The organism is Tardiphaga sp., assembly GCF_041424195.1.
Taxonomy (GTDB): Bacteria; Pseudomonadota; Alphaproteobacteria; order Rhizobiales; family Xanthobacteraceae; genus Tardiphaga.
In genome coordinates this window covers 1-16,268 of sequence record NZ_JBGMOE010000037.1, presented here as the reverse complement: position 1 = coordinate 16,268, position 16,268 = coordinate 1, and the positions used below count along the sequence as shown (strand labels likewise).

The window sequence follows — 16,268 nt, the reverse complement described above, 5'->3', positions numbered from 1 at the left end:
TATTGCGGCGTCGGCTGCACCTTCAAGGCGGAAATGCGCGGCGAGGAAGTCGTGCGCATGGTGCCGTACAAGGACGGCAAGGCCAACCGCGGCCACTCCTGCGTCAAGGGCCGCTTCGCCTGGGGCTATGCCCAGCACCAGGACCGCATCCTCAAGCCGATGATCCGCTCCAGCATCGACGAACCCTGGCGGGAAGTGAGCTGGGAAGAGGCGCTGGGCCACACCGCGCGCGAACTGAAGCGGATTTCGGAAAAGTATGGCCGGCAGGCGCTGGGCGGCATCACCTCCAGCCGCTGCACCAACGAGGAGACGTTCCTCGTCCAGAAGCTGATCCGCGCCGGCTTCGGCAACAACAACGTCGATACCTGCGCGCGCGTCTGCCATTCGCCGACCGGCTACGGCCTGTCCTCGACCTTCGGTACCTCAGCTGGCACGCAGGATTTCGACTCGGTGGAAGATACCGACGTCGTGATGATCATCGGTGCCAACCCGACCGACGGCCATCCGGTGTTTGCCTCTCGCTTGAAGAAGCGGCTGCGCGCCGGCGCCAAGCTGATCGTGGTCGATCCGCGCCGTACCGACATCGTGCGCTCGGCACATATCGAGGCGCAGCACCATCTGCCCCTGATGCCCGGTACCAATGTTGCGGTGCTCACCGCGCTGGCGCATGTCATCGTCACCGAAGGCCTCGCCGATGAGGCCTTCATCCGCGAGCGTTGCGACTGGAGCGAGTTCGAGGACTGGGCGGCGTTTGTCGCGCAGCCGAACCACAGCCCCGAAGCGACTGCCATCATGACCGGCGTGGATCCGAAGGAGTTGCGTGCGGCCGCGCGTCTGTTTGCGACCGGCGGTAATGGCGCGATCTATTACGGCCTCGGCGTCACCGAGCACAGCCAGGGCTCCACCACCGTGATCGCGATCGCCAACCTGGCGATGGCCACGGGCAATATCGGCCGGTCGGGTGTGGGCGTGAATCCGTTGCGCGGCCAGAACAACGTGCAGGGCTCCTGCGACATGGGCTCGTTCCCGCACGAGCTGCCGGGCTATCGCCACATCTCGGGCGATGCGGTGCGTGAGACCTTCGAGGCGATGTGGAATGTGAAGCTCAATCCCGAGCCGGGCCTGCGCATCCCCAACATGTTCGATGCCGCCACCGAAGGCACCTTCATGGGCCTTTACGTGCAGGGCGAGGACATCCTGCAGTCCGATCCCAACACCAAGCATGTGGTCGCCGCACTGTCGGCAATGGAATGTGTCATCGTTCATGATCTCTTCCTGAACGAGACGGCGAACTACGCGCATGTGTTCTTCCCGGGCTCCACCTTCCTGGAGAAGAACGGCACCTTCACCAATGCCGAACGCCGCATCCAGCGCGTCCGCAAGGTGATGGCGCCGAAGAACGGGCTTGAGGACTGGGAAGTCACCTTGGGATTCGCCAAGGCTCTGGGCTACGAGATGAACTACAATCATCCGTCAGAAATCATGGACGAGATCGCGGCGCTAACGCCGACTTTCGCCGGCGTCTCCTTTGCGAAGCTTGATGAGTTGGGTTCGGTGCAGTGGCCGTGCAACGAGAAGGCGCCGCTGGGCACGCCGATCATGCACATTGACGGCTTCGTGCGGGGCAAAGGCAAGTTCATGCTCACCGAATACGTCGCCACCGATGAGCGCACCGGGCCACGCTTCCCGCTGCTGCTCACCACCGGCCGGATTCTCAGCCAGTACAATGTCGGCGCGCAGACGCGGCGCACCGAGAACGTGGTCTGGCATGAAGAGGATCGTCTGGAGCTCCATCCGCACGACGCGGAGCAGCGTGGCATCCGTGATGGCGACTGGGTAAGGCTGCAGAGCCGCGCCGGCGAAACGACATTGCGTGCACTGATCACCGAACGCGTGGCACCGGGCGTGGTCTATACGACCTTCCATCACCCGACGACGCAGGCCAACGTCATCACCACCGAGTTCTCGGACTGGGCAACCAACTGTCCGGAATACAAGGTGACGGCGGTGCAGATCTCGCCCTCGAACGGTCCGTCCGAGTGGCAGAAGGAATATGAAGAGCAGGCCCGCCAGTCGCGCCGGATCGCCATGCCCGTGGTGGAAGCTGCGGAGTAGGGCTGGAGACCAGAGATGCACGAGCCGGTTCGCTCAGTCCCCCGCAAGATCTGGTGCCGGTCCGGCGTCGGCGAGGGGCTGCGCGCGGTGCCGGAAGAGACCGCGCTGGCAATCACCTATAATGGCGGCACCTATGCCGTCATGATGGGGACGCCTGACAATCTGCACGACTTCGCCATCGGTTTCAGCCTCAGCGAAGGCGTGGTGGCGTCTGCCGACGAGATCCAGAGCTTTGAAGCCGTGGCGTTCGACGACGGCGTCGAACTGCGCATGTGGCTCGCAACCGAGACGGCTGAGAGCATCAGTGCAAGGCGGCGTCAGATTGCAGGGCCGACGGGCTGCGGTCTGTGCGGCATCGACTCGATTTCGGAAGCCGTGAAGCCTGCAGCCGTCGTGGCGCCCGGTGGCACCTTCTCTTTTGACCAGATCATGGCGGCGATGGAGTTGCTGTCGCCGCTGCAGAAGATCAACATCCAGACCCGCGCTGTCCATGCTGCTGCGTTCTGGACGCCGGCGGATGGCATCGTCGCTTTGCGCGAGGATGTCGGCCGTCACAACGCGCTCGACAAGCTGGCTGGCGCGCTGGCGCGGGGCAATGTCCAATCTGAGATCGATACCAGCCAAGGCATGGTGCTGCTGACCAGCCGTGTCTCCGTGGAGATGGTGCAGAAAACCGCCGCCATCGGCGCGCCTCTGATGGTCTCGGTCTCGGCGCCGACCGCGTTGGCGATCCGTATGGCGGAGGCTGCCGGCATCACGCTGGCCGCCATCGCCCGTGCCGACGGTTTTGAAGTCTTTACGCATCCGCACCGGGTGGTCGCGGACGCATCGGGAAGTGAACATGCACACATCGACGTCGCCTGACCGGCTGATCTACATGGCCAACCAGATTGGCTCCTTCTTCGACAGTCAGGGCCACGACCATGCCGTGGCCGGGATCGCCGAGCACATCAGGAAGTTTTGGGATCCGCGCATGCGCAAGAAGATCTTTGAGCATCTGGATGCCGGCGGAGCGGGATTGAAGCCGAATGTGCGCGATGCGCTGGCGACGCTGAAGAAGTAGGCTACCCGCTTGTCATTCCGGGGCGCGTCTTCGTGCACGTCCACCGGAATCTGGATGGGGCACGGCGCTGTCGGAGACTCCCACGTCAAGATTCCGGGGGCGCAATCGCCAGGCGGTACTCGCGGCCCGGAATGACCGTGCAGGGCGTCGCGACGAAACCTAGCCAGCTTCCTTCGGCGTCTGCGGCTTCAACGTCAGCGCGTGCACCGTTCCCGCCAGTTCCGCCGCCAGCAGCTCGTTGATCATGCGATGGCGGTCGATCCGGCTCTTCCCTTCGAAGGCCTCCGACACAATATTGACCCTGAAGTGGGTTTCACCCTCCGGGCGGTGGCCAATGTGACCGGCATGCAGATGCGATTCATCGGTCACGTCGAGCCGCTGGGGCGCGAAAGCCTCTGTCAGCTTCTTTGTGATGTTATCTTTCATGGTCATGATGGCCGGCTTAGCGGTTCGCGCGGCTCATGGTCAATCACGATGTGGCGACCACTTGGTAGGGCGCAGCGCGCCGAATGAGGTAATCCGAATGTCAAGACTTGAAGCTTTTTGCATTGCGTTGTCATAGTCAGCCATGCCCATCGACTCATCCAAATTCTTCGACAGCATCCGTATCAAGCCCAACAAGCTGAGCGCGAAGCAGCAGGCCGCTGCGCGCGAAGAAGCTATTATGTGCGAATGGCCCGAGTGCAAGAACAAGGGTCCGCATCGCGCGCCCAAGGGCCGCGCGCAGGACAAGGAATACTGGCACTTCTGCCTGAACCACGTCCGCGAATACAATCAGGGTTACAATTTCTTCCAGGGCATGGCTCCGGATGCGGTGGCGCGCTACCAGAAGGACGCGCTGACCGGCCATCGTCCAACCTGGAAGATGGGCGCCAACGGCTCCAAGGACGGCAGCAAGGCGGCGCAGCCCGATCTGGACGGTGCGATCGATCCGTTCGCCATGTTCAACGAGATGAACGGCATGGGCATGGGTCGCGGCCGGGCCCGCAAGCCGCAGCAGCCGATCAAGGAAGAAACCCGCAAGATCTTCAATGCCGAGCGTAAGGCGCTGCAGGTCATGGGTCTCGGCCCCAGCGCAACGCTGGAAGACGTCAAGGCGCAGTACAAGGCGCTGGTGAAGCAGCACCACCCCGACGCCAACGGCGGCGACCGTTCCACCGAGGACCGGTTGATCGAAATCATCAAGGCTTACAATTACTTGAAGACGGTAGTCCGGGGTTCATAAGCACCCTCAACAGACTTCCTACCGCGTCCTGAGAAGGACGCCGAAGGCGGGCGTCTCCTTGCGGATGGCGAAACCATTCGCCGGGATGGCGGGGAGCATCAGCTCCTCATCTCATGGTTCGAGACGGCGCCGAAGCGGCGCCTCCATACCATGAGAGCTTGATGGAGTGGCTCAGAGCGCTGCCAAACCATTAAGCATAACCCTGTCTCCGCCCTCTTAATTCGCTCCCGCGCCAGATCCCGCCGCAATTCCGCCCGGCCTCAGATCTTCAATCTCTATTGACCATCGCCGGAACGGAACCTGCTGCTCACGGCCAGTTGCCTTGCGAGCGGGGGGCCTTAAGGCTAATATTTGTGTACGAATAAGGGCTCATTTGTCTTTATTCCTTGGGGTGTCGACGTCCCGTCGGCTGCGGAGCTTGGCTTTGAAACATCGCTCGCTTGTTCGCGCGCTGCTGACGTCAGTCGTACTTGCGACAGGCGTGGTGCTGGCCGGCTGCAATGGCGAAGACATGTCGCTCGCCAGCAACGCCAAAGCCAATCAGCCCGTTCCTCCCAAGCTCGTCGCCGAGATGACTGAAAAGGACATGGACCTGCAGTCGCCGATACTGGTCCGTGTGTTCAAGCAGGAAGCCGAACTCGAAGTCTGGAAGCAGAATCGCTCCGGCCAGTTCGCACTCCTGAAGACCTATCCGATCTGCCGCTGGTCCGGCGATCTCGGACCAAAAGTCAAGGAAGGCGATCGTCAGGCGCCTGAAGGCTTCTACTCGATCACGCCGGCGCAGATGAATCCGCGTTCGTCCTACTATCTCTCGTTCAATACCGGTTTCCCCAACGCCTTCGACAAGTCGCTGGGACGCACCGGCTCGCAGTTGATGGTGCATGGCGATTGCTCGTCGCGCGGCTGTTTCGCCATGACCGACGAACAGATCGCCGAGATCTATTCTTTGGGTCGTGAGTCCTTCTTCGGCGGGCAGCGCTCGTTCCAGTTTGCGGCGTTTCCGTTCAAGATGACGCCGGTGAACATGGCCAAGCATCGCAACAACCCGAACATGCCGTTCTGGAAGATGATCAAGCAGGGCTATGATCATTTCGAAGTGACGCGGCAGGAGCCGAAGGTCGAGTTCTGCGAGAACAAGTATGTGTTCGATCCGGCCGCACCTGCAGGCTCGACCAAGCCGCTGGTGTTCAACGCTTCTGCCAAGTGCCCGGTCTATCAGGTCCCGGCCGAGATCGCTGACGCCGTCGCCGCCAAGCAGGCGCAGGACGATGCGAAGATTGCCGAACTGATCGCCAAGGGTACGCCGGTCGCGCAGCGCCGTCCCGATATCGATGGCGGCATGAACCGCGTCTTCGCCGCCAAGCTGCCTGATGCTTCCACCGGCCTGTCGGATCCGGAGCCGTCGGGCATGCAGACGGCTGCCTATTCACGCGCGCCAGGCACCATTCCACCGCACGTCAATCCGCCCAGGGCGACCGCTGCAGCGACGACCTCCTATTCGGCCTCGCTGTTCGCAGCGTCGGAAGAGCCGGTCGCTGCCGTGCCCTCTACGCGTGTTGCGTCGGCCTCGTCGGATGGTGGCTTCTTTAGCAGCCTCGCCAAGAAGGTCGGTATCGGCGGTTCGGAAACCACGGCGACGACGCCGCCTCCGGCCGCGCCAGCTGTGCCGGTCCCTTCCGCCAAGCCCAAGACTGCGGCCAAAGCCAACCCGGCACCTGCCGCTGCCACGGCATCGAAACCCGCGCCGGTCGCCGCCACCCCGCGTCCGCCGCTCAAGCCGACGCTGTCGGCTGAACCATCCGCGCCGGCCTCCGGCGGTGGTACAGCTGCGCTGTCAGGCGCTGCGCCCGTCGTGTCCGCGAATTCGTTCTCGGATCGCTTCTCGGCGATGCGCTAAACGCGCGTCGCTCTCCCCGCAGATATATATCGCTTACGTGTGATTGGCGCCGTTGTTGCTCGCACGCTTCACGATGTTCACCCGGTTCACGCCATCAAGCTCCTGCAGCTTCGAAGGATAGCTGGCGATATCCTGTGACGACACCTTGCTGAGCAGGATCGAGAGCTGGTCGGTGCCTTGAGGATCTCGGCTTTCCACGAGGAAGCGCTTCACCTGGCTGGAGCGCAGCGACAAGGTTTCGCGCAGCAATTCCGGCGTCAGGCTGTTGTTCTCCACCTCGACCTTCAGCATGCAGGTCTGGTTGCGCGAGCGATAGGCTTCCTCGAGCGGCTTGATACCGACGAGGATGATCAGAATGATCACTGTCGATGCGCCGGCCGCGAGATATAATCCGCCGCCCACCGCAAGGCCGATCGCCGCCACCGTCCAGATGCTTGCCGCCGTGGTCAGCCCCTTGACGATTTCGCCGCGCGCCAGGATCGATCCGGCACCGAGAAAGCCGATGCCGGACACCACCTGCGCCGCGATACGCGACGGATCAAGCACGACATGATCCTGAGCGAGGATGTTCGAGAAGCCGTATTGCGAGACCAGCATGATCAGGCAGGAGCCGACGCACACCAGCATATGTGTGCGAATGCCCGCGGCCCACAGCAGCCGCTCGCGCTCGAAACCGATCAGACTGCCAAGTGCTGCGGCGGAGATCAGTCGGATCAGCATTTCGGAATTGGACATCATCGACACGCCCCCTCATTCCTGCGGCCGCTCATGTCGGCGCGATGGAGTAGGCTAGTCCTCTGCGACGCGTTGTCCAATCGTCGTCAACGCTGTCTGGCGCAGTGCTTGGCTGCGTGAATGCTTGGAACCTACAGCCCAAAAGAAAATCCCTCCCGCAAGGGGAGGGATTTCAGATGGTCTCGCGATCTACCTGGAGGTCAGTTTACGCATACCGCCCGTGGCAGTGCTTGAACTTCTTGCCCGAACCGCACGGGCAGTCCTCGTTGCGGCCGACCTTGCCCCAGGTGTCCTGGTTGTTCGGATCGCGGGCGACGGCGGGCTGCTGCTGGCCCATCGGAGCCAATGCCGCATTGGCGAAGGCCATTTCGTCTTCGCCGGTATTGTAGTCGAGCTTGTGGGCTTCCATGACAGGCAGATCGGGCTGCACGTCGGGCGGCACGATCTCGACGCGCATCAATTGTGCGGTGACGGCTTCGCGCAGATTGGCGATCATCGCCTCGAACAGGTTGAAGGCTTCCGCCTTGTATTCCTGCAGCGGATCGCGCTGGCCGTAGCCGCGCAGGCCGATGACCTGACGCAGGTGATCCAGCATCACCAGATGCTCGCGCCACAGATGATCCAGCGTCTGCAACAGGATGGTCTTCTCGACATAGCGCATCACGTCGGGGCCCCACTGGGCGACCTTGGCCGCCATGTGCTCGTCGGCCTTCTGCTCTATGCGGTTGAGCAGTTCCTCGTCGGCGATGCCTTCTTCCTTGGCCCATTCGTCCACCGGAAGATCCAGGTCGAGCACGCGCTTCAGCTCTTCCTTCAGACCGGCCACGTCCCACTGCTCGGCATACTGGTTTTCCGGCACGTGTTTGGTGACGAGATCCTCGACGAAGGCGCGGCGCATGTCGTTGACGGTTTCGGCGACGCTGTCGTTCTGCATCAGATCGACGCGCTGCTCGAAGATCACCTTGCGCTGGTCGTTCTGCACGTCGTCATATTTGAGCAGGTTCTTGCGGATGTCGAAGTTGCGCGCTTCGACCTTCTGCTGGGCCTTCTCGAGCGCCTTGTTGATCCACGGATGGATGATCGCTTCGCCTTCCTTGAGGCCAAGGCGCGTCAGCATCGTATCGAGACGATCCGAGCCGAAGATGCGCATCAGGTCGTCTTCCAGCGACAGGAAGAACTTGGATCGGCCAGGGTCGCCCTGACGGCCGGAGCGGCCGCGGAGCTGGTTGTCGATGCGACGTGACTCATGGCGCTCGGAGCCCATGATGTAGAGGCCGCCGGGCTTCTCGACGGTCTTGGCCGGCTTCGACCCCTTGGCCGGTTCGATCTCGACCACTTCCTTGGCGTTCAGCACGGTCTCGCGGAAGCGCTCGATCTCGGCCTTGATCTCGGCGATCTTGGCGGCCTTCTCGGCCTCGTCGGTGATGTCGGCCGTTTCGATCTGCGCGCGCATCTCAACCGAGCCGCCGAGTTTGATGTCGGTGCCGCGGCCGGCCATGTTGGTGGCGATGGTGATGGCGCCGGGGACGCCGGCTTCGGCAACGATATAGGCTTCCTGCTCGTGGAAGCGCGCATTCAGCACCGCGAACAGTTTCGCCGGCTTGCCGGAACGCGCGGCCGCATAGAGCTTGTCCATCGCCTTCGGCTTGGTGAAGTCGATCAGCTTGTAGCCGTTCTTGAGCAGATACTCGCCAAGCACTTCCGATTTTTCGATCGACGCGGTGCCGACCAGCACCGGCTGCATCCGCGCATTGGCGCGCTCGATCTCGGCGAGGATGGCGGCGTGCTTCTCGTCCTGGGTGCGATAGACCTCGTCGTCCTCATCCATGCGGCCGATGCCGACATTGGTGGGCACTTCGACGACTTCGAGCTTGTAGATGTCGAACAGCTCATCCGCTTCGGTCAGAGCCGTGCCGGTCATGCCGGCAAGCTTCTTGTACATGCGGAAGTAGTTCTGGAACGTGATCGAGGCCAGCGTCTGGTTTTCCGGCTGGACGGTGACGTGTTCCTTGGCTTCCAGCGCCTGGTGCAGGCCTTCCGAATAGCGGCGGCCCTGCATCATGCGGCCGGTGAATTCGTCGATGATGATCACTTCGTCGTCGCGGACGATGTAGTCCTTGTCGCGGTTGAACAGCGAGTGGGCGCGCAGCGCCTGATTGATGTGATGCACGACGGAGACGTTCTCTACGTCATACAGCGTCTCGCCCTTGAGCTGGCCGGCGTCGCGCAGCAGGGTTTCGATCTTCTCCATGCCGGCTTCGGTCAGCGTCACGGTGCGCTGCTTCTCGTCGACCTCGAAGTCGGTGATCTTCTCCAGCTTCGGAATGTAGGTGTCGATGGTGTTGTAGAATTCCGAACGGTCGTCGAGCGGGCCGGAGATGATCAGCGGCGTGCGCGCCTCGTCGATCAGGATCGAGTCGACTTCGTCGACGATGGCGTAGACATGGCCGCGCTGGACCATGTCCTCGAGCCGGTACTTCATGTTGTCGCGCAGATAGTCGAAGCCGTATTCGTTGTTGGTGCCGTAGGTGATGTCGCAGGCATAGGCCGCCTGACGCTCGGCATCGTCGAGGCCGTGAACGATCACGCCGGTGGTGAGGCCCAGGAACGAGTAGATCTGACCCATCCAGCCGCTGTCGCGCTTGGCGAGGTAGTCGTTGACGGTGACGACATGCACCCCCTTGCCGGCGAGCGCGTTCAGATAGACGGCGAGGGTGGCGACCAGCGTCTTGCCTTCGCCGGTCTTCATCTCGGCGATATCGCCTTCATGCAGCACCATGCCGCCGATCAGCTGCACGTCGAAGTGACGCTGGCCGAGGGTGCGCTTGGCGGCTTCGCGGACGGTGGCGAAAGCGGGGACGAGCAGATCGTCGAGGGTCTTGCCGGCTTCGAGCTGCGCCTTGAACTCGGCGGTGCGCGCTTTTAGCGCATCGTCGGACAAAGCCGAGACTTCGGGCTCCAGCGCATTGATCGCGGCGACGCGCGATTGATATCCCTTGACGCGGCGGTCGTTGGCAGAGCCGAAGAACTTGCGGGCGAGCGCGCCGATCATCACGAAATCCTGTCTTTAGCAATGCGGCCCGAAAGCCGTGGAATGGTGCAGCGGTCGCCCAGCCTCGTCATATCCAAAGTCTGTGGCGGATTGCTGTCTGGACCCCGGTGTGGGGAGCCAAAAAAGCAAGACCCCGGGAGATGAGTGGGAGCAGGGCAATCAGGGGTTCAATGACCACGGCGCGGCCGAAATCGCGCCTTCGCCACCGGCCCGGTCGGGGAGAGATATGGCCCGTGTGGGGGGTTGTCAACGGCGCGAACCTGTCAAGGATTTCATCATTTTGACAGAGTTTTCGCGTTGCCAAGACGGTACGTTTGGGAGAGTGTCCGCCGTCCCCAACAGGCTCTTATCCGAGATAAGGATTTTCCATGACCTTCGTATCGCCCGCTCTTAAGCCGGGCCTGCGCCCGGGCCGCACCCTGGCTGCCCTGACTGGCGCCGTTGCGGTGGCCTTCCTCACCAGTTTCCCGGTTTACGCGCAGGACGCCAATCCGGTCCTTGCCAAGGTCAACGGCCAGGAAATCCGTCAGAGCGACGTCACCATTGCCGAGGAAGAGCTCGGCCCGAGCCTCGCCCAGATGGATCCCGCGACCCGGAAGGACAATGTGCTGTCGTTCCTGATCGACATGAAGATCGTCGCCAAGGCGGCCGAGGACAAGAAGATCGCCGACCGCGAGGACTTCAAGTCCAAGCTGGTTTTCGCCCGTAACCGTCTGCTCATGGACAATCTTCTGGCCGTCGAGGGCAAGGAAGCCCTGACCGACGACAACATGAAGAAGGTCTATGAAGACGCGGCCAAGCAGATCACCGGCGAAGCCGAAGTCCATGCCCGCCACATCCTGGTGGAGAGCGAGGCCGAAGCCAAGACGGTCGCGGAAGAGCTGAAGAAGGGCGCCGATTTCGCCGAGCTCGCCAAGAAGAAGTCGAAGGATCCGGGCGCGGCCGATGGCGGCGATCTCGGTTTCTTCACCAAGGACCAGATGGTTCCGGAATTCTCCGCGGTCGCTTTCGCGCTGGAACCGGGCAAGATCTCGGACCCCGTGAAGTCGCAGTTCGGCTGGCACATCATCAAGGTCGAGGAAAAGCGCAACCGCAAGGCGCCGGAATTCGAGCAGGTGAAGCCGCAGATCGAACAGTATGTCGTGCGCAAGGCGCAGGCTGACTACGTCACCAAGTTGCGTGAAGGCGCCAAGGTCGAGCGCATGGATCAGGTTGCAGCGACGCCTGCCAAGCCTGCAGATGCTGCAGCACCTGCACCGGCCGCCAAGGACGCACCGAAGCCGGCCGACAGCAAGATGGCTCCGGCCAAGAAGTAATTCTGGACCTGAAAAGCCCGCCCTCTGTCGAGAGGGCGGGCTTTTTGCTGTCTGTGCGCGATTTCAGGCCTGCGCTTCGGCGACACGCTGCCGCTGCGTCACGTGGTAGCGGGGCGCCGGCGTCGCACGACCGAATTTGGTCGAGAGCGTGCGGCGATCTGCTTCGAAGCGGGTCCAGTCCGCGCCGTCCTGCAGGCCCGGAATAGTGACGAGTTCGCCCTGATCGAGGCCAGCCAATGCAGCGTCGACCATGTCGTCGGCGCGCATCACCGTTGCCTGATCCATGTTCTGGTGCGGATAGCCCGCGATATCCCAGAATTCAGTGGCCGTTGCGCCCGGCAACACCGCCTGCACGCGAACTCCCTTGTCGGCGAGTTCATGCACCAGAGAATGGCTGAAGCTGAGCACATAAGCCTTGCTGGCGCCGTAGACGCCATTGAGGATTTCCACGCCGATGCCAACGATCGACGAGATGTTGATGATCGTGCCTCGGCCCCGCGCCACGAAGCCGGGCGCGGCGGCATAGGTCAGCCGCGTCAGCGCGGTAACGTTCAGCGTGATCATGTCTTCCATCTTGTTGACATCGGCGTTCAGCAATGGCGCTACCGCGCCGACGCCGGCATTGTTGACCAGCATCGTAATGCTCGCATCGTCGCGCAGCGCGGCTTCGACCTTTGCCAGATCGGCCTTGTTGCCGAGATCGGCGGCCAGCGTGCGCACCGATCGTCCGGTCTCGCTGGTCAGTCGCCTGGCCAAGGCCGCCAGACGGTCCTGGTTCCGCGCTACCAGAATGAGATCATAGCCGCGCTTGGCCAGCCGGTCCGCGTAGACGGCGCCAATGCCCGTTGAGGCGCCTGTAATCAGTGCCGTACCTTGTGAAATGGTCATTGTCGTTCTCCTGAATGCTCTCGGCCGCAACGGCCGTGTCAGGAAATCTAGGCTTGCCCGAGTGCGTCTCAAATGTCATATAAACGGCGTTTTAGGACGTTTTTTTGAGGGAGAAGGTGCATGCAACGCATCGGTCTTGTCGTTTCTCCCCGCTGCTCTCCCATCAGCTTTGCTGGCATGTCAGTCTTCGAGCTGGCCAATCTCCTTGGCGACGAGCCTGCTTATGATCTGCACGTGCTCTCGGAAAATGGCGGCCAGGTTTCGACCTCGCTGGGCATGAGCGTGGCCACGGAGCCGTTCAATGCGGCCGACGCCTATGACACGCTCATTATCGGCGGCGGTCTGACCGTCGAACCTGTGACGCCCGGGATGATCGATTTCGTGCGACAGGCGCCCGAGCGCGCGCGACGTGTTGCTGCAATCTGTATCGGTGCCTTCGTATTGGCCGAAGCCGGTGTGCTCGATGAGCGGCGCGCCACGACGCATTGGTTTTACGCGCGCGACATGCAAAAGCGATTTCCGAAAGTGAAGGTCGATGAAGACCGCATATTCGTGAATGATGGTCCGGTCTGGACGTCGGCGGGTATGACCGCCGGCATCGATCTCGCATTGGCGATGGTCGAGGCCGACCTCGGCGAAGACGCCGCGCGCAGCATTGCGAAAAAGATGGTCGTGTATCACCGTCGCGCCGGCGGCCAGTCGCAGTTCTCCGCGTTGCTTGAACTGGCGCCGAAATCGGATCGCATCCAGAGTGCACTCGCCTTTGCCCGGGACAATCTGCAGAAGCCGCTGACGGTGAATGACCTCGCCGATGCCGCAAATCTGAGCCCGCGCCAGTTCAGCCGCGCATTTCACGCCGAGACAGGCCAATCGCCCGCCAAGGCCGTCGAGCATCTGCGGCTTGAGGCCGCGCGGTTGATGATGGAGCAGAGCCGGCATCCCATCGACACCGTCGCGCAGCAGACGGGGTTTGCCGATCGCGACCGCATGCGTCGGGCGTTTCTGCGCGCCTATGGCCAACCGCCGCAGGTGATCCGCCGCAATGCGCGGTCGCAATTGGAGGTGTGAGACGCGGTAAGACGTGTTGTGCTGAGGTGTTCGTGAAATCCCTCCCCCTTGTGGGGAGGGTCGGCCGTAGGCCGGGGGTGCCACAGGTTCAGGCGCTTGTGGAGGCATCCCACCCGTCTCGAACCGCCCGTGCGAAGCGCAGCTTCGCTAAAGCGGTTCGATCCACCCTCCCACCGCGTAGCTTCGCTGCTTAAGGCAGGGAAAGAAAGATCAGCCGATCTTGCGGCCGATATCCAGAAACTTCTGCCGGCGCTGCTGACGAATACTCGCCGAGTCCATGCCGCGCATGTCGTTGAAGGCCTGAGCGATGGCGTCGCCGGTGGTTGCGATCATGGCCGCGGGGTCGCGATGCGCGCCGCCCGGCGGTTCTTTCAGGATGGAATCGATCACGCCGAAACGCAGCAGATCCTGCGCGGTGATCTTCATGTTGGTCGCAGCTTCCTGCGCTTTCGAGGAGTCGCGCCACAGGATCGAGGATGCGGCTTCGGGCGAGATCACGCTGTAGATTGCGTGCTCCAGCATCAGCACCTTGTTGGCGGTGGCGATGGCGATGGCGCCGCCCGAGCCGCCTTCGCCGATGATCACGGCGACATTGGCGACGCCAAGGCCGAGGCCGGCATCGGTCGAGCGGGCGATGGCCTCAGCCTGGCCGCGCTCTTCCGCGCCGATGCCGGGATAGGCGCCGGCGGTGTCGACCAGCGACAGTACGGGAATGCCGAAATGGTCGGCCATTTCCATCAGGCGCACAGCCTTGCGGTAGCCTTCGGGGCGGGCCATGCCGAAATTATGCTTGAGGCGGCTCTCGGTGGTGTTGCCCTTTTCCTGGCCAAGCACGCAGACGCTCTCGCCGCGGAAACGGCCGAAGCCGGCCACCAGCGCTTCGTCCTCGCCGAATTTGCGGTCGCCGGCGAGCGGCGTGAATTCGGTAATCAGCGCTTCCACGTAGTTCATGCAGTGCGGGCGCTGCGGATGTCGCGCAACCTGGGTCTTCTGCCACGGCGTCAGGTTCGCATAGAGCTCGTGCAAGGCGGCGACGGCCTTGTCCTCGATGCGCACGATTTCCTCGCCGATGTCGCTGCCGCCGGCGGCCAGCGTGCGCAATTCATCGATCTTGGAATCCAGCTCGGCGACGGGCTTTTCAAAGTCGAGGTAGCTGCGCATGGGTTCGGACATTCACTGGATATGGGAAGGACGGACGGCGGGCGAAACTGCCGGTGCAGGCTTTTCAAGTCAATCGGGGCTGCAAGTCAAGCCGCGAAGGCGTCATTTACTCTGAAAAATCAAAGAGATATTTCAACGTTCAAATGCCTTTTTATGACGATTCCATTGCTGTGTTGCGCTTGTGGCGATGCCACCACCAGATGGCGGCGCCGGCCAGCGTGGCCACGACGATCACGGCCTGAATCCAGTAATGTTTGGCTTGGCCTTCCAGGCCGACGATACCGCCATAGCGATCCAGGACCGATACGGCCAGCACGCCGGGCAGCACATGCGCCGGCGCCCAGAGCAGTGCCGCGGGAATGTTCGCGGCATAGAATTTTGCTGGCGCAGTGCCCAGCGCGCCGGCAGTGACCGGCACGAAAGCACGAATCGGCGGGACGAAGCGGCCAAGGAAGACGGCCAGCGTACCGAAGCGGTGGAAGAAGGCCTCGCTCTGCGCCACCACGGCCGGATAGTTCGATAAAGGCCACGCATCGAGCAGCTGCCGCTGCCGGACATGCCCAATCCAGAATGCGCCGCCGTCGCCGAGCACGGCGCCCGCCACGGCAGCCACCAGCACCGCTACCAGATCGAGGTCACCTGCCGGGATCAGGGCGCTCAAGGCCAGAATGATGGTTGTGCCGGGAATGAAGGTGCCAAGCACGGGCACCGCCTCCAGCAAGGCAGCAAGGAAGATAGTGAGGTAACCCAGCCAACTGTGTGCGGCGACAAAATGGGTCAGGGACTCGATGAAGGACGTCACGAATATCCGATCCGGCGCCAGGCGCCTCAACCAATGGTAATGCCAATATACGGATCAAATTGCGGGCCGCGCAGATCGATCCCTGAATTGCCATGCAGTTTCATTGGCATCCCAGCTGCGTCCGATTTGCAGGGCTGGCTTTCAAAAACCATCATCACAACCTATCTAGATGATAACATTCGGGAACTTTGATGGCGTCGTGGGCTTTGTCCTGCCGCGGCTCTCTGCTACGTTCCACAAAGCACCCCATCCGCAGCCATTACTAGACTGGTTTCGGGATATCCGGGACCACGGAGGATTGATGACCGCCGCCTCGACCAAACTGCAAGAAAAGCCCGACGCGTTGACTGGCATACCCGACATCAAAGTCTCGGTGCGCAAGGTATTCGGCATCGATTCCAACCTCGAAGTGCCTGCCTTTTCTCAATCCGATCCTCATGTGCCGGACGCCGATCCCGATTACCGGTTCGATCGCGCCACCACGCTTGCCATTCTCGCCGGCTTCTCGCGCAACCGCCGCGTGATGGTGACGGGCTTCCACGGCACCGGCAAATCGACCCATATCGAACAGGTCGCCGCCCGTCTCAACTGGCCCTGCGTTCGCGTCAATCTCGACAGCCACATCAGCCGTATCGATCTGGTCGGCAAGGACTCCATCGTGGTCCGGGACGGCAAGCAGGTCACCGAGTTCCGCGACGGCATTCTGCCCTGGGCGCTGCAGCACAATGTTGCGCTGGTGTTCGACGAATACGACGCCGGTCGCCCGGACGTGATGTTTGTCATTCAGCGCGTGCTGGAAGTCTCCGGCCGCCTGACGCTGCTCGACCAGAACAAGGTGATCAAGCCGCATCCGGCGTTCCGCCTGTTCGCGACCGCGAATACCATCGGTCTCGGCGATACGTCGGGCCTGTATCACGGCACGCAGCAGATCAACCAGGGCCAGATG

At 62.2% G+C, this 16,268-nt stretch carries 15 protein-coding genes; 8 read left to right on the top strand and 7 right to left on the bottom strand.

The features are described 5' to 3' along the window. From fdhF to ACEK02_RS05235, 3 genes are all read left to right on the top strand, one after another. On the top strand, nt 1-2,115 hold a 2,115-nt coding region (gene fdhF / locus ACEK02_RS05245), incomplete at its 5' end, for a formate dehydrogenase subunit alpha (RefSeq protein ID WP_371420741.1). A gap of 15 nt (nt 2,116-2,130) precedes the next feature. After that, nucleotides 2,131-2,979, top strand: a complete 849-nt coding sequence (gene fdhD, locus ACEK02_RS05240) for a formate dehydrogenase accessory sulfurtransferase FdhD (protein WP_371420740.1) — start codon at nt 2,131-2,133, stop codon at nt 2,977-2,979. Then, nucleotides 2,957-3,178, top strand: a complete 222-nt coding sequence (locus ACEK02_RS05235; RefSeq protein WP_371420739.1) for a formate dehydrogenase subunit delta — start codon at nt 2,957-2,959, stop codon at nt 3,176-3,178. Before fdhD ends, ACEK02_RS05235 begins: the two co-directional genes overlap by 23 nt. Nucleotides 3,179-3,337: 159 nt before the next feature. On the opposite strand, the gene ACEK02_RS05230 is transcribed toward ACEK02_RS05235, so the two are convergent. After that, nucleotides 3,338-3,610: a BolA family protein gene (locus ACEK02_RS05230; protein ID WP_371420738.1), complete on the bottom strand. Its 273-nt coding sequence runs from the start codon at nt 3,608-3,610 to the stop codon at nt 3,338-3,340. A 136-nt stretch (nt 3,611-3,746) separates the two neighbouring features. On the opposite strand from ACEK02_RS05230, the gene ACEK02_RS05225 reads away from it, so the two are divergent. Beyond that, nucleotides 3,747-4,403: a J domain-containing protein gene (locus tag ACEK02_RS05225; protein ID WP_371420737.1), complete on the top strand. Its 657-nt coding sequence runs from the start codon at nt 3,747-3,749 to the stop codon at nt 4,401-4,403. Between the two features lie 424 nt (nt 4,404-4,827). Next, on the top strand, nt 4,828-6,300 hold the full coding sequence (locus tag ACEK02_RS05220) for a L,D-transpeptidase family protein (RefSeq protein WP_371420736.1): 1,473 nt from the start codon (nt 4,828-4,830) through the stop codon (nt 6,298-6,300). A 33-nt stretch (nt 6,301-6,333) separates the two neighbouring features. Here ACEK02_RS05220 and ACEK02_RS05215 read toward each other — a convergent pair whose 3' ends face one another. Both ACEK02_RS05215 and secA read right to left on the bottom strand, forming a co-directional pair. Further along, the gene (locus ACEK02_RS05215) at nt 6,334-7,038 is read right to left on the bottom strand and encodes an MgtC/SapB family protein (RefSeq protein ID WP_371420742.1); all 705 of its coding nucleotides are present in this window, start codon (nt 7,036-7,038) and stop codon (nt 6,334-6,336) included. A gap of 202 nt (nt 7,039-7,240) precedes the next feature. Beyond that, nucleotides 7,241-10,087, bottom strand: coding sequence for a preprotein translocase subunit SecA (gene secA / locus ACEK02_RS05210; RefSeq protein WP_371420735.1), 2,847 nt, complete (start codon nt 10,085-10,087; stop codon nt 7,241-7,243). Between the two features lie 368 nt (nt 10,088-10,455). Between secA and ACEK02_RS05205 the strand changes: the two genes are divergently transcribed. Continuing rightward, on the top strand, nt 10,456-11,403 hold the full coding sequence (locus ACEK02_RS05205; protein WP_371420734.1) for a peptidylprolyl isomerase: 948 nt from the start codon (nt 10,456-10,458) through the stop codon (nt 11,401-11,403). 63 nt (nt 11,404-11,466) lie between these two features. Here ACEK02_RS05205 and ACEK02_RS05200 read toward each other — a convergent pair whose 3' ends face one another. Then, on the bottom strand, nt 11,467-12,291 hold the full coding sequence (locus tag ACEK02_RS05200) for an SDR family NAD(P)-dependent oxidoreductase (RefSeq protein ID WP_371420733.1): 825 nt from the start codon (nt 12,289-12,291) through the stop codon (nt 11,467-11,469). A 120-nt stretch (nt 12,292-12,411) separates the two neighbouring features. Here ACEK02_RS05200 and ACEK02_RS05195 point away from each other — a divergent pair, with 120 nt between their 5' ends. Further along, nucleotides 12,412-13,359 (top strand): GlxA family transcriptional regulator, encoded by a 948-nt coding sequence (locus ACEK02_RS05195; RefSeq protein ID WP_371420732.1) that lies wholly within the window; start codon nt 12,412-12,414, stop codon nt 13,357-13,359. Between the two features lie 210 nt (nt 13,360-13,569). Here ACEK02_RS05195 and ACEK02_RS05190 read toward each other — a convergent pair whose 3' ends face one another. The 3 genes from ACEK02_RS05190 to ACEK02_RS05180 all read right to left on the bottom strand — a co-directional run bounded on the left by ACEK02_RS05190 (nt 13,570) and on the right by ACEK02_RS05180 (nt 15,477). Further along, entirely contained in the window at nt 13,570-14,532 is a 963-nt protein-coding gene (locus tag ACEK02_RS05190; protein ID WP_371420731.1) for an acetyl-CoA carboxylase carboxyltransferase subunit alpha, read from the bottom strand. A 139-nt stretch (nt 14,533-14,671) separates the two neighbouring features. Next, nucleotides 14,672-15,322, bottom strand: a complete 651-nt coding sequence (locus tag ACEK02_RS05185) for a DedA family protein (protein WP_371420730.1) — start codon at nt 15,320-15,322, stop codon at nt 14,672-14,674. Nucleotides 15,323-15,348: 26 nt separating this feature from the next. Further along, complete coding sequence (locus tag ACEK02_RS05180) at nt 15,349-15,477, bottom strand: hypothetical protein (RefSeq protein WP_371420729.1); 129 nt, start codon at nt 15,475-15,477, stop codon at nt 15,349-15,351. 146 nt (nt 15,478-15,623) lie between these two features. Here ACEK02_RS05180 and ACEK02_RS05175 point away from each other — a divergent pair. After that, nucleotides 15,624-16,268, top strand: a 645-nt coding sequence (locus ACEK02_RS05175) for an AAA family ATPase (protein WP_371420728.1), incomplete at its 3' end; no start/stop codon positions are given.